This is a genomic window from Vibrio sp. V23_P3S9T160 (assembly GCF_963886625.1).
Taxonomy (GTDB): Bacteria; Pseudomonadota; Gammaproteobacteria; order Enterobacterales; family Vibrionaceae; genus Vibrio; species Vibrio anguillarum.
This window is the reverse complement of the sequence record NZ_CAWPDB010000181.1, coordinates 1-13,575: the sequence shown is the minus strand read 5'-3', so window position 1 is coordinate 13,575 and position 13,575 is coordinate 1. Positions and strand designations below refer to the sequence as shown.

10 protein-coding genes are annotated in these 13,575 nt (G+C 47.0%); 5 read left to right on the top strand and 5 right to left on the bottom strand.

Annotation, left to right across the window (positions count from 1 at the left end; translation table 11 throughout):
• Nucleotides 1-152 precede the first annotated feature (152 nt).
• Nucleotides 153-2,786 carry a phosphoenolpyruvate carboxylase gene (gene ppc / locus AACU59_RS17055; protein WP_026027891.1) on the bottom strand — a complete coding sequence of 878 codons (2,634 nt, stop codon included), beginning with the start codon at nt 2,784-2,786 and terminating at the stop codon, nt 153-155.
• A gap of 232 nt (nt 2,787-3,018) precedes the next feature.
• Nucleotides 3,019-4,155 (bottom strand): acetylornithine deacetylase, encoded by a 1,137-nt coding sequence (gene argE / locus AACU59_RS17050; protein ID WP_010317659.1) that lies wholly within the window; start codon nt 4,153-4,155, stop codon nt 3,019-3,021.
• 155 nt (nt 4,156-4,310) lie between these two features.
• Between argE and argC the strand changes: the two genes are divergently transcribed.
• The 4 genes from argC to argH all read left to right on the top strand — a co-directional run bounded on the left by argC (nt 4,311) and on the right by argH (nt 9,448).
• The gene (gene argC, locus AACU59_RS17045) at nt 4,311-5,312 is read left to right on the top strand and encodes an N-acetyl-gamma-glutamyl-phosphate reductase (RefSeq protein WP_017049213.1); all 1,002 of its coding nucleotides are present in this window, start codon (nt 4,311-4,313) and stop codon (nt 5,310-5,312) included.
• 23 nt (nt 5,313-5,335) lie between these two features.
• On the top strand, nt 5,336-6,127 hold the full coding sequence (gene argB / locus AACU59_RS17040) for an acetylglutamate kinase (RefSeq protein WP_010317663.1): 792 nt from the start codon (nt 5,336-5,338) through the stop codon (nt 6,125-6,127).
• Between the two features lie 93 nt (nt 6,128-6,220).
• Nucleotides 6,221-7,444, top strand: a complete 1,224-nt coding sequence (locus tag AACU59_RS17035) for an argininosuccinate synthase (RefSeq protein WP_094145732.1) — start codon at nt 6,221-6,223, stop codon at nt 7,442-7,444.
• 129 nt (nt 7,445-7,573) lie between these two features.
• Entirely contained in the window at nt 7,574-9,448 is a 1,875-nt protein-coding gene (argH, locus tag AACU59_RS17030; protein ID WP_094145731.1) for an argininosuccinate lyase, read from the top strand.
• 193 nt (nt 9,449-9,641) lie between these two features.
• On the opposite strand, the gene AACU59_RS17025 is transcribed toward argH, so the two are convergent.
• The 3 genes from AACU59_RS17025 to AACU59_RS17015 form a co-directional block, all read right to left on the bottom strand.
• On the bottom strand, nt 9,642-9,896 hold the full coding sequence (locus tag AACU59_RS17025; protein ID WP_013855880.1) for a DUF3624 domain-containing protein: 255 nt from the start codon (nt 9,894-9,896) through the stop codon (nt 9,642-9,644).
• A 129-nt stretch (nt 9,897-10,025) separates the two neighbouring features.
• The gene (locus AACU59_RS17020; protein ID WP_094145733.1) at nt 10,026-11,495 is read right to left on the bottom strand and encodes a dihydrolipoyl dehydrogenase; all 1,470 of its coding nucleotides are present in this window, start codon (nt 11,493-11,495) and stop codon (nt 10,026-10,028) included.
• Nucleotides 11,496-11,608: 113 nt separating this feature from the next.
• Nucleotides 11,609-12,337, bottom strand: a complete 729-nt coding sequence (locus tag AACU59_RS17015) for a redoxin family protein (protein WP_013855882.1) — start codon at nt 12,335-12,337, stop codon at nt 11,609-11,611.
• Nucleotides 12,338-12,483: 146 nt separating this feature from the next.
• Between AACU59_RS17015 and oxyR the strand changes: the two genes are divergently transcribed.
• Nucleotides 12,484-13,374 (top strand): DNA-binding transcriptional regulator OxyR, encoded by an 891-nt coding sequence (oxyR, locus tag AACU59_RS17010; protein WP_026027425.1) that lies wholly within the window; start codon nt 12,484-12,486, stop codon nt 13,372-13,374.
• Nucleotides 13,375-13,575 lie beyond the last annotated feature (201 nt).

Sequence of the window (13,575 nt, the reverse complement as noted above, 5' to 3'; positions counted from 1 at the left end):
GCAGTAGTATATCTAAATAATAAGCATAAAGTAGAATACTTTGTTAGTTTAGCTTAAAAAACTGATAATATGCTCAATAATTTTTGTGATTTAAAATAAAAAGCCGCGCAGAGGCGGCCTTTTAGCTAGTTTGTGAAATAAAATGCTGTTACTTAGCCTGTGTTACGCATTCCTGCTGCAATACCCGCGATAGTCACCATTAAGGCTTCTTCTAACTCTGCTGGTGCGGTTTCGGTTTGGCGAGTGCGGTACAACAGCTCTGCTTGCAGCATATTTAATGGCTCAACATAGATATTGCGCAAACGGATTGACTCTTGACCCCAAGGATCGCTTTGCATCAAGTTCTCATTGTTTTCTACATTTAACACCGCTTTGATGTCTTTCTGTAATTGAGAACGCAAACGCTCACCGAGCGGGCGTAACGATTCATCGACTAAGCGTTCATCGTAATAGCGTGAGATTTCAATGTTGCACTTGGAGTAAACCATCTCTAGCATGCCTAAACGCGTTGAGAAAAATGGCCATTCACGGCACATCTCTTCCAGCAGTGCTTGGTGTCCTTTATCGATAGAAAACTGAATTGCTTCTCCCGCACCTAGCCAGGCTGGCAGCACGAGTCGGTTTTGGCTCCAAGAGAAGATCCACGGGATTGCACGTAAGCTTTCGACCCCACCATTAGGGTTGCGTTTAGCCGGACGTGAACCGAGCGGTAATTTACCCAGCTCTAGCTCTGGCGTTGCTTGGCGGAAGTACGGGACAAAGTCCGGCTCGCCGCGAACAATATGGCGATACGCTTCGCAAGAGACTTCAGACAATACCTCCATTAAGTCGCGCCAATCTTGTTTTGGCTCTGGTGGTGGCAGCAGGTTCGCTTCTAAAATGGCGCTGGCGTACATCGTAAAACTATTGACCGCTACTTCTGGTAGACCAAGTTTAAAGCGGATCATTTCGCCTTGCTCCGTCACACGCAAGCCACCTTTTAAGCTTTTGGGTGGTTGTGAAAGCAGTGCCGCATGTGCTGGAGCGCCCCCGCGACCAATGGTGCCGCCACGTCCATGGAATAGTGTCAGTTCAATTCCGGCCTCTTCACTGACATTAACCAAAGCTTCCATTGCGCTGTATTGCGCCCAACCGGCGGACATTACACCTGCATCTTTAGCGGAATCAGAGTAACCAATCATCACCATCTGGTGGTTTTGAATAAAGCCACGATAGAGATCAATGCCCATTAGTTGGCGGATCACCGTTTCTGCGTTGTTTAAATCATCCAAAGTTTCGAACAGTGGACAAACGTCCATGCGATAAGGGCAGCCACACTCTTGCAACAATAGATGTACGGCAAGTACATCTGATGCGGTACGAGCCATCGAAATCACATAAGCACCAAAGGCTTCGCGAGGCTGAGAAGCAACGATTTTACAGGTGTCGATCACCTCTTGTACCGCTTCTGAAGGCTGCCAGTCACGAGGTAACAAAGGACGTTTTGAACTCAACTCATTGGTGAGAAACGCAATTTTGTCTTGCTCGCTCCACTGGTCATAATCACCAATGCCTAAATAACGGGTGAGCTCGGAGATCACATCAGAGTGACGAGTGCTCTCTTGGCGAATGTCCAAACGTACAAGATGCACACCAAACGCTTTAATCCGGCGCAGAGTATCAAGCAGCGAGCCATCGGCAATGACGCCCATGCCGCATTGATGTAAAGATTGGTAGCAGGCATAAAGCGGTTCCCACAACTGTGCGATATTTTGCAGCGGTGCTTTGCGTGCCAGTTGTTGGCCATTGATCTTGGCATCCAACACTTCCAGTGTTTCGCTGAGCAGTTCACGCAGGCGTTTGAGAATGGCGCGATAAGGTTCGTGTTCATCTATGCCAGCCAGATCGCGTAGCGCGTCACTGCATTTGGTCATCGACAGTTCGCTGACCAGCTCATTGATATCACCTAGGTAGAGATCGGCCGCTTTCCAGCGAGAAAGCAGCATTACTTCACGAGTGATTTTATGAGTCACAAAGGGGTTACCATCACGGTCGCCGCCCATCCACGAAGAGAAATGCACAGGGCGTGCATCAATTGGTAGCCCTTCACCTAAGTAGTTGGTGAGGTGCTCATCAAATTCACGAAGAAAATCAGGCACGGCTTGCCATAGAGAATTTTCCACCACCGCAAAGCCCCATTTTGCTTCATCCAGTGGCGTAGGGCGCTGCTTACGAATCACATCTGAATGCCAGCTTTGCGCGATCAACTGTTCTAAACGGCGTTCGGTTTTTTGGCGCTCTTTAAATGAAAGGTCACTGAGTTCAAGCTTGGAGAGACACTCGTTAATTTTCACCAGCTTGTTGATCATCGTGCGGCGTGTAATTTCGGTTGGGTGAGCCGTTAGCACTAACTCGATATTGAGATCGCGTACCGCTTGAGCAGCATCCAATTTACTGATTTTATTTTGATTCAGTTTAGTAAACAGTAAATTAATCGCATCAGGCTCACACACATGTTCTTCACAGTGACGTGAAATGGTGTGGTACTGCTCGGCCATGTTGGTTAAGTTAAGAAATTGGTTGAATGCCCGCGCTACTGGGGTGAGCTGTTCGTTGGGAAGGTTTTTGATCTCTTCAACCAAGCTGTCTCGGTCGGCTTGATTGCCATTACGGGCTGATTTTGAAAGTTTTCGGATGGTTTCCACTTTCTCTAAGATAACGTCACCATGGGCGTCCTGAATGGTGTTGCCCAGCAAACGGCCAAGCATGCTCACGTTACTTTTGAGCGCAGCGTATTTTTCGTTCATTGTCATCCTGCCTTGTAAAAAAATTACATCCATTGTTCCTTGCTAAGTACACAATCTAGCGAAAAGATCCCTGTAGAGTCAAATAAAGCCGACTATTTTTACGATTATTGCTGAATGTTATTGAACGTGATCATTTGGTGAATAATTGGCGTAAATTACTGAAATTTTATTACAAAAATGCCCGACCGTAGAAACCCGGTCAGGCATTTATCGCTTGAGTAAGCTTGGTAGGCTAGAAGCAGTATTTATACATTGCTTTGGACAAAATCGAGATGGTTGGATCAATAAATTCAAACGCTAGGAATTCATCCGGTTGATGCGCTTGATCGATCGAACCTGGGCCGAGTACCAGTGTTGGGCATAATTGTTGTAAGAACGGTGCTTCAGTACAGTAATTCACGGTTTGTGAAGCGGTATTGCAAATCTCTTCAATGTTGCCAATAAAGGGGTGATCATGCTGACATTCATAACCCGGAATCGCATCATGCAGCGCGGTAATCTCAATGCGACCGGGCCATTTTGCACTGACTTCATTCAGTGCATTGCGCAGCAAGTTATCGAGCCCATCTAGACTCATGCCGGGCAGCGGGCGCACATCGTAATGCAATTCGCAGCAGCCACAAATGCGGTTTGGACTATCGCCACCGTGGATATGGCCGAGGTTCAAAGTGGGGTGAGGAATGGCAAAGCCTGGGTGATGGTACTCTTTGATCAATTTGTCGCGCAGTTGCATTAACGCGAACAGCACTTCATGCATGATTTCGATGGCATTTACGCCCAGAGCAGGATCAGACGAGTGGCCCGATTTTCCTGTCACTCGAATAGCGTTGGCTACGTGGCCTTTATGGCCGCGGATGGGCACAAGGCTAGTCGGCTCACCAATAATGCAGTAATCCGGTTGAAATGGTGCATGTTCAGTGAAATGACGCGCGCCGAGCATAGTGGTTTCTTCATCACAGGTAGCCAACACATACAGCGGTTTACTCTGTTTACTCCAATCGACTTTTTTCACCGCTTCGTAGATAAAAGCAAAAAAGCCTTTCATGTCTGCCGTGCCTAAGCCATAGAAACGATCATTGGCTTGCGTTAACGCGTGTGGTTCAAAATTCCAACGTCCTTCGTCAAATGGAACGGTATCACTGTGCCCCGCGAGCAGTAGGCCACCTTCGCCGCACCCTTTCTTCGCCACTAAATTGTATTTTCCCGGCGCGACTTCAATGGTGTCGACTACAAACCCTAAGCTGGAAAACCAGCTTGCCAATTTATCAATCACATTCTGGTTACCTTCGTCCCAACGAGCATCTGTGGAGCTGATGGAAGAGGTTGAAATCAGACCTTGGTAAACCTCAAGAAAACTGGGTAATTGCATATTATCTTTGCTCCTAGTATTGACAGAGTAATTGCGAGAAGGTAAAAAACATATTAAATCACTTTGTGTGAATAAAAAACCGAGTTAAGTGTCTTTTTTGAAATTTATAGTCATTTTTAGATTGTCTTTTTTACCTTGAAATTGGATGTCACGAGATGTTGAAAACCACAATTATCGGAGCTAGCGGTTATACCGGCGCTGAGTTGGCGTATATGGTGCAAAAACACCCACAACTCACGCTATCAGGTTTATACGTTTCCGCCAATAGCCTAGATGCTGGAAAACCAATGGCTGAGCTGCATGGCAAACTCTCCGGTATTGTCGACATGCAGGTACAACCATTAATGGATCCGGTGAGCGTTGCAAGCCAATGTGATGTGGTGTTTTTAGCTACGGCTCATGAGGTGAGCCATGATCTCGCGCCTATTTTTCTTGCGCAAAATTGTCAAGTTTTCGACCTTTCTGGTGCTTTTCGCGTCAAAGGTGATGATTTTTACCAAAATTACTATGGTTTTAAACATCAACACCCTAAATGGTTAGAAAACGCGGTTTATGGACTGGCGGAATGGAATTGTGAGGCAATTAAGCAGAGCCAATTGATCGCTGTTGCGGGTTGCTATCCAACCGCATCGCAACTTGCGATAAAGCCTTTGGTTGAAGCGGGTTTGTTAGATACAACTCAATGGCCGGTGATTAATGCCACCAGTGGTGTCACAGGCGCGGGCAGAAAAGCGACATTAACCAACAGTTTTTGTGAAGTGAGTTTACAGCCATACGGCGTGTTTACTCATCGCCACCAACCTGAAATCGTCGCCCATTTAGGATGTGATGTGATTTTTACGCCTCACTTAGGGAATTTCAAACGCGGTATTTTGGCCACCGTGACGATGAAGCTTGCATCAGGTATTTCAGAGCAACAAGTCAGCCATGCTTTTGAGAAGGCGTACGCTAACAAACCAGCGGTTCGGCTCAAATCAACCTTGCCGAGCATCAAAGATGTTGAATTTACACCATTTTGCGACCTCGGTTGGCGAGTGCAAGGTGAGCATATTATCGTCGTGTCCGCGATCGATAATTTATTAAAGGGGGCATCGAGCCAAGCGATGCAGTGTTTAAATATTCATTACGGTTTTTCTGAGCTAACGGCTTTGGTGTAACGCACCAAGCGTAAGGGTTAAATATGACAGATACAAAGCAAAATCCATTAGTGATTAAGTTAGGCGGCGCGGCGCTGTCTTGTTCTGAAACGCTAAGCAAACTGTTTGGCGCAATCGCACTGTATCAAGCCCAAGCTCAGCGACGAATTGTCATCGTGCACGGGGGCGGTTATCTCGTCGATGACCTGATGGCGAAATTACAACTAAAAACCGTGAAGAAAGAAGGTTTGCGTGTCACGCCTTATGATCAAATTCCGCTGATTGCAGGCGCGCTGGCTGGGACAGCCAACAAAATGCTGCAAGGGCAAGCGATTAAAGATGGCTTAAATGCGGTTGGTTTATCGCTCGCTGATGGCGGGTTATGCAAAGTCGAAGAGTTGGATCCAGAACTCGGCGCAGTGGGCAAGGCTTCTCCTGGTGATTCACAAATCGTGCAAGCGATTTTAGCCGCTGGTGGTTTGCCTATTATCAGCTCGATTGGCCTGACTGCTGATGGCCAAATGATGAATGTCAACGCCGATCAAGCAGCCGTTGCAGTGGCTGGCGCATTGGATGCAGAACTCGTTCTGCTTTCCGATGTGAGCGGCGTGCTGGATGGCAAAGGCCATTTGTTGTCGAGCCTCAATGAGCAGCAGGCCAATGCGCTGATTAAAGGCAAAGTGATCACGGATGGCATGATTGTCAAAGTGAAAGCGGCGCTGGAAGCGGCAAATGATTTAGGTCGCCCGATTGAAGTGGCGACATGGCGTTACCCAGATAAGCTCAGCAAATTGTTTGCGGGCGAAAGTATCGGGACCCAATTTTTACCTCAATAAACGTATTTAATCAGTTGTTGATAACAGCTGTAAGTAATTAATCACCCAGAGCACTGACCGCCAAGCGCAGCGCCGGGAAATGGAGAAAGTAAGATGAGCAAGGTTCAAGTCAATAAAGTCGTTGTCGCATACTCTGGCGGTCTAGATACCTCGGTAATCATTCCGTGGTTAAAAGAAAACTACGATTGTGAAGTGGTTGCCTTTGTTGCCGATGTCGGCCAAGGTGAAGAAGAATTGGTCGGCATTGAAGAGAAAGCGAAAGCGTCTGGCGCGTCAGAGTGTTATGTGGTCGATCTTAAAGAAGAGATGGTCGCTGAATACATATACCCAACACTAAAAACAGGCGCTTATTACGAAGGTAAATACCTGCTTGGGACGTCAATGGCTCGCCCAATCATTGCCAAAGCGCAAGTCGAAGTAGCGCGTAAAGTGGGTGCTGATGCGCTGTGTCACGGCTGTACGGGAAAAGGTAATGACCAAGTGCGTTTTGAAGGTGCGTTTGCAGCCCTAGCGCCTGATTTACATGTGATTGCCCCTTGGCGTGAGTGGGACATCGTGAGTCGTGAAGAGTGTCTTGATTTCCTTGCTGAGCGTAACATTCCTTGCGCCGCTTCATTGACGAAAATTTACTCGCGTGATGCGAACGCGTGGCACATTTCGACCGAAGGTGGCGTGCTTGAGAGTACTTGGAACGCCCCTAATGAGGATTGCTGGGTATGGACTGTAGATCCAGAACAAGCACCAAATGAACCAGAGTTTGTCACACTGCAGGTCGCGAAAGGTGAAGTCGTTGGCGTCGATGGTGAGCTGATGACGCCTTACAACGCACTCGTTTACCTTAATGAGAAAGGCTCTAAACACGGCGTTGGTCGTATCGACATCGTCGAAAACCGTTTGGTTGGTATGAAGTCTCGTGGTTGTTATGAAACCCCAGGAGGCACCATCATGATGGAAGCGTTGCGTGCTGTTGAGCAGTTAGTGCTCGATAAAGCCTCATTCGAATTTCGTGAAGAACTGGGTGTCAAAGCGTCGCATCTTGTATACGATGGCCGTTGGTTCACTCCGCTGCGTAAATCCATCATGGCCGCAGCCGATGAGCTGGCACACGATGTTAATGGTGAAGTGGTTGTGAAGCTTTACAAAGGGCAAGCGACAGTGACGCAAAAACGTTCGGAAAACAGCTTGTACTCGGAAGAGTTTGCGACCTTTGGTGAAGATGTTGTGTATGACCAAAGCCACGCAGGCGGCTTCATTCGTCTCTATTCGTTGGCAAGCCGGATCAGAGCATTGAACGAAGCAAAGAAGAATAAAGCTTAGGTTAACCCCCAAGGTAGAGACACAAAAATAACAATAAAAGATCGCTCTAGTAGCGATCTTTATTATAAAAATGATTGAGCAATTTGATGTGGTCACGCTCAGTCGCGACCTAAGAGCAGGAGATACGCAATGGCATTATGGGGCGGTAGATTTACCCAAGCAGCAGACACGAGGTTCAAAGAGTTCAACGATTCACTTCGCTTTGATTACCGATTGGCTGAACAAGACATTGTGGGCTCTATAGCATGGTCAAAGGCGTTGGTGTCAGTGAATGTTTTGGGCGAAGAGGAGCAGCAAAAACTAGAACTTGCGCTCAACGAACTCAAACTGGAAGTGATGGAAGATCCTGAGCAGATCTTACGCTCTGATGCAGAAGATATTCACTCTTGGGTTGAGCAGCAGTTGATCAGCAAAGTGGGTGATTTAGGCAAAAAGCTGCACACTGGGCGCTCTCGTAATGACCAAGTCGCGACCGATTTAAAATTGTGGTGCCGCCAGCAAGGTCAGCAATTACTGTTGGGGTTAGATCGCCTGCAAACGAAATTAGTGTCGGTTGCTCAGCAGCACCAAGCGACGGTTTTGCCCGGTTATACCCACCTGCAACGTGCGCAACCAGTGACCTTTGCGCATTGGTGTTTGGCCTATGTTGAAATGTTTGAGCGTGATTACTCTCGTTTAAATGATGCGATTAAGCGCCTTGATACTTGTCCGCTTGGCTCCGGCGCGCTGGCAGGTACGGCCTATCCGATTGATCGTGAACAGCTTGCTCATTATTTAGGGTTTCGCCGTGCCACGCGCAACTCGCTCGATTCAGTATCTGACCGAGATCACGTGATGGAATTGATGTCGGTGGCGTCGATCTCGATGCTGCATTTATCGCGTTTGGCGGAAGATATGATCTTCTACAACTCGGGTGAGTCTGGTTTTATCGAACTGGCTGACACCGTGACTTCGGGTTCATCCTTGATGCCGCAAAAGAAAAATCCTGATGCATTAGAGCTGATCCGTGGCAAAACTGGCCGTGTTTATGGCTCGCTTGCGGGCATGATGATGACGGTCAAAGCCTTACCATTGGCTTATAACAAAGATATGCAAGAAGACAAAGAAGGGCTGTTTGACGCGCTGGATACTTGGAACGACTGCATGGAAATGGCTGCGCTTTGCTTTGATGGCATCAAAATTAAAACCGAACGGACTTTAGAAGCGGCCAAACAAGGCTATGCCAATGCTACCGAATTAGCTGATTATTTAGTCGCCAAAGGGATCCCTTTCCGTGAAGCGCACCATATTGTGGGCGTAGCGGTGGTTGGCGCGATTGCGAAAGGGTGTGCGCTTGAAGAACTGACCCTTGCCGAGCTTAAAGAGTTTTCGTCGGTCATTGAAGATGATGTTTATGCGATCCTCACCATTGAATCTTGCTTAGAAAAACGCAGCGCTTTAGGTGGCGTTTCGCCAAAACAAGTGGCCTATGCGGTTGATCAAGCTAAAGCGCGTTTAGACAAACGTGACACCACGGCGGTGAAAGTTCGTCCTGCCCGTTTGACGGATATTGAAACGCTAGAAAGTATGGTCACTTATTGGGCTAATATGGGAGAAAACTTGCCCCGTTCACGCAATGAGTTGGTGCGCGATATTGGTTCATTTGCCGTGGCGGAACACCATGGTGAAGTGACGGGATGCGCCTCGTTATATGTCTATGACTCTGGGTTGGCTGAAATTCGTTCGCTTGGTGTAGAAGCAGGTTGGCAAGGTCAAGGACAAGGAAAAGCGATCGTCTCGTATTTGGTGAATAAAGCGCGGCAAATGGCGATTAAGAAAGTGTTTGTTCTGACTCGAACGCCAGAGTTTTTCATGAAGCATGATTTTATTCCAACCTCAAAAAGCTTACTGCCAGAGAAAGTGCTTAAAGATTGTGAACAATGCCCACGACAGCACGCTTGTGATGAAGTGGCGCTTGAGATCAATTTGGTTGAGCAGATCATCAAGCGAGTCAACGTCGCTTAATACGTTGATTACCAACGCGATCATTGCCGTTAATGATGCCTTGGAAAAAGATCTCAAAAAGATCGAATGATCACGGAACAATTTAAGAAAAGCGTGGTCTATAACTGTACCACTGCTTTTTCTTAGAAGAATCTAAGAAGGCCCCAAACCTACTATTGGTTCTGGGGCTTTTTCTTTTGTGCTCTTTAGCTTTTTATTTGTCGCGCCCTTGCCGCTTACGCCAAGGGAGTACCACAAACTTCATCCACAGATGTAAAAACAGCAAACCGTTAAAGGCAAAGCCCGCTATTAGCAAGCTGATCGATTCAATGGTTTTAGGGTTCTCCCTGCATAACCACCACCACACAAGCCAGCACCCAACTGACAAAACAGTGAGCTGATCCATACAACGTTGGCAGCGGCCGATTTTTTTCCAAAACCACGAAGATTGGCAGTTATTGCAAGGCATAAGCGCGTTCATTAAAGAGAAAATAACGGCAGTATAACGTGCGCGAAGGTGTGAGTCTAAGGCGTGGCTGAAACTAAAGCGTATAAAAAACGGCCGCACAAGGGCGACCGCATGAATGGATATTTAAGGTTAACAGCCCGGACCGCAGTCCATGCAATGCTTGATCATCTCAGGGCCCAAATGAAGTTTCGCGTTTAGGTCACGCAGCGCGGTGCGCACGCCTTCTTCAATTACGGGGTGATAAAAAGGCATATCCAACATCTGTGAAATCGTCATCTGATTTTGATGTGCCCACGCCAGTAAATGAGCCAAGTGCTCTGCATTCGGCCCCATCATTTCAGCGCCTAAAAATCGCCCTGTTCCTTGTTCGCCATACACATGCAATAACCCTTTATTGCGCAGCATGACGCGTGAACGGCCTTGATTTTCAAACGACACAGTACCGATAGCAAAACAGCCACAATTTCCCAAACGAGTGGTTAGCTGTTTGTAGGATTCACCGACCATCGCAATTTGTGGGTCTGAAAAAACCGCTGAGATAGAGGAACGACGAAGCCCTGCACGAATATCTGGGTAGCGGCCAGCGTTATCCCCTGCAATACGACCTTGATCGGCTGCTTCATGAAGCAGTGGCAGTTGATTACTGGCATCACCAGCAATGAAAATACTGTCTACAGAGGTTTGCAGCGTATAGTAATCGGCCGCTGGTACGCCACGCTCATCAAGGGCTACATCGGTATTTTCAATTGCCAATTTATCTACGTTCGGGCGACGACCGGTTGCCGCCAACACATAGCCAACGACAAATGTCTCGAGCTGCCCTTCACGGTTGATGAATTGGATTTCAACTTTGTCGTTTTGGCCTGTTGGAGAAGCAATGCGTTTCATGCTTTCCACTTTAACGTCAGCGTCTAAATAGAATTCTTCTTTAAACGTTTTATCGGCGTAAGCCATCACATCAGGGTCGGTTAATGGGCCAACTTGTCCACCAATGCCGAACAGCTTCACTTTTACCCCTAAGCGATGTAAGGCTTGACCTAGTTCTAAGCCAATAACCCCCGGGCCAAATACGGCAACAGATTCCGGTAAGTCGTCCCACTCAAATAGGTCGTCATTAATGATTAAGCGATCGCCAAGTTCATGCCATACCGCGGGGTAGGCTGGGCGAGAACCAGTAGCAATCACAATCCGCTTGGCGTTGATTCGTGTATGGTTGTCGACCTGTAGGGTGTGGTTGTCGATAAATTGAGCGTAGCCTGAAACTTTATCTTCAGCGGGGATCTCCTCAACGCCTTCAAGCACAAATCCGACAAAGCGGTCACGCTCACGTTTTACGCGCGCCATCACTTCACGCCCATTAATGACAATTTCACCCTGAGGATGAACACCAAAAGCAGGAGCTTTGTGGATGTGATGGACGCTTTCAGCGGCCGCAATCAGTAACTTAGATGGCATGCAGCCGACGCGAGCGCATGTGGTTCCGTATGGGCCACCTTCGATCATGACGACACTAGTCGTATGTGCTTTTGCTGCACGATAAGCGCCGAGTCCTGCGGTCCCACCACCAATAATGGCTACATCAACGTTTAACTGTTTCATCATCGCTTTCTCTAAATTTGGAATGTGGATAGTCGATGGCAACATTTAATAATGCTGTCATTGAGTCTAAATGAGGAGGATGCCCTAGGAAGATTTTCCTAGGGCAGGCGTGATTAGCCCAGGTAAGCTTCTAGTTCTTCGCTGCCGCCGATGTGTTTACCACCAACGAAAACTTGCGGAACGGTGGTACGGCCTGTGATAGCTCGTAAGCTCACTGTGGTTGCATCTTTACCCAATACCACTTCTTCATATTGAAGACCGTGGTCAATCAAGAGTTGTTTTGCTTTAGTGCAGAATGGGCAACCTGGTTTAGTAAATACGGTAACCGATTCTTGTGTTTTATAGTTAGGTGCAATGTATTTCAGCATAGTGTCAGCATCTGATACTTTAAACGGGTCACCCGGTTCATCAGCTTCGATAAACATTTTTTCGATGATGCCATCTTTGACTAGCATGCTGTAACGCCATGAACGTTTGCCAAAACCGATTTGGCTTTTATCAACTAACATACCCATGCCGTCAGTAAATTCGCCATTGCCATCAGGAATGAAAGTAATATTCTCTGCTTCTTGGTCTGCTTTCCAAGCATTCATCACAAAGGTATCGTTCACCGAAACACATAGGATGTCATCAACGCCATGCTCTTTAAACACCGGGTACAGTTCGTTGTAACGCGGCAAGTGGCTTGATGAACAGGTTGGGGTGAAGGCACCTGGCAAGCTAAATACGATAACGGTTTTACCTTTGAATAATTGATCTGTTGTGAGATTAACCCAAGCATCACCTTGACGAGTAGGGAAAGTGACTTGTGGTACCGCTTGGCCTTCTTTAGATACTAACATTCTATTTTCCTTGTGATTTTCTAAGTTAGGTTATGATTTTAAGAGCTGCTGCTCTCATTTGTTGAAGCCATTATGGAAGAAAACCTTTGATAGCTCCAATCGTTTGATGCTATGGTTTTGATAGGTGGATTCTATTGAGATTGAAGATGAACATTCGTGATTTTGAGTACTTAGTATCATTAGCTGAACATAAACATTTTCGTAAAGCAGCAGAAGCTTGTTTTGTGAGCCAGCCGACACTCAGTGGCCAGATCCGCAAACTGGAGGATGAGTTGGGAACGGTATTATTAGAGCGCAGCAGTCGCCGAGTATTGTTCACCGATTCGGGCCTGCAATTGGTCGATCAGGCCAAGCGTATTTTAAGTGAAATCAAAACCTTCAGAGATATGGCTAGCGGCCAGGGTGGCTCGATGAGTGGTCCTATCCATATTGGATTCATTCCCACTTTAGGCCCCTACCTTTTGCCGCGTATTGTGCCTTTTTTAAAAGAGCAATTTCCTGAACTGGAGCTCTATTTACACGAAGCGCAAACCCAACAGCTTGTGCGCCAGTTAGAAGATGGAAAACTCGATTGTTTAGTGTTGGCCTCCGTTGCGGAAACGGCTCACTTTAAAGAGATTGATCTGTATGACGAAGCATTGAGTATTGCCGTGCCTAGTGGGCATGAATGGGCTGCAAAAAGTGAAGTAAGTATGTTGGATTTGAAAGGGCGAACGGTATTGGCTTTAGGTGACGGTCATTGCTTACGCGATCAAGCCTTAGGTTTCTGTTTTGCGGCAGGCGCAAAAGATGACGAACGTTTTAAAGCGACCAGCTTAGAGACGCTGCGTAATATGGTCGCAGCGGGGGGGGGAATTACCCTGTTACCTGAGCTCTCTTTACCAGATGTCAAAGAGAAGGATGGCGTTTGTTACCTTAAAGCGGTCAACCCGCAGCCTTCACGCCGCTTAGTATTAGCTTATCGGCCGGGATCGCCGTTGAGGCAGCGTTTTGAGCAGTTGGCTCACGCAATCAAAACAAAGCTAAATGAGAAATAAAAAAAGAGGCTAAATTTAGCCTAATGCCGATCAGTTAAGACTTTAATCGGCAGATCAGTTGAATGATCCTACCTTTATGTAAAAATCCGATAGACCTTGTTTATCGGATTTTTTTATGCACGTTTCTCAAGCCCTCGATATCATCAACAGTTATAAACCCAATCAAGTTGAAACACTCGCAGACCTCTTACCCATTGAGCT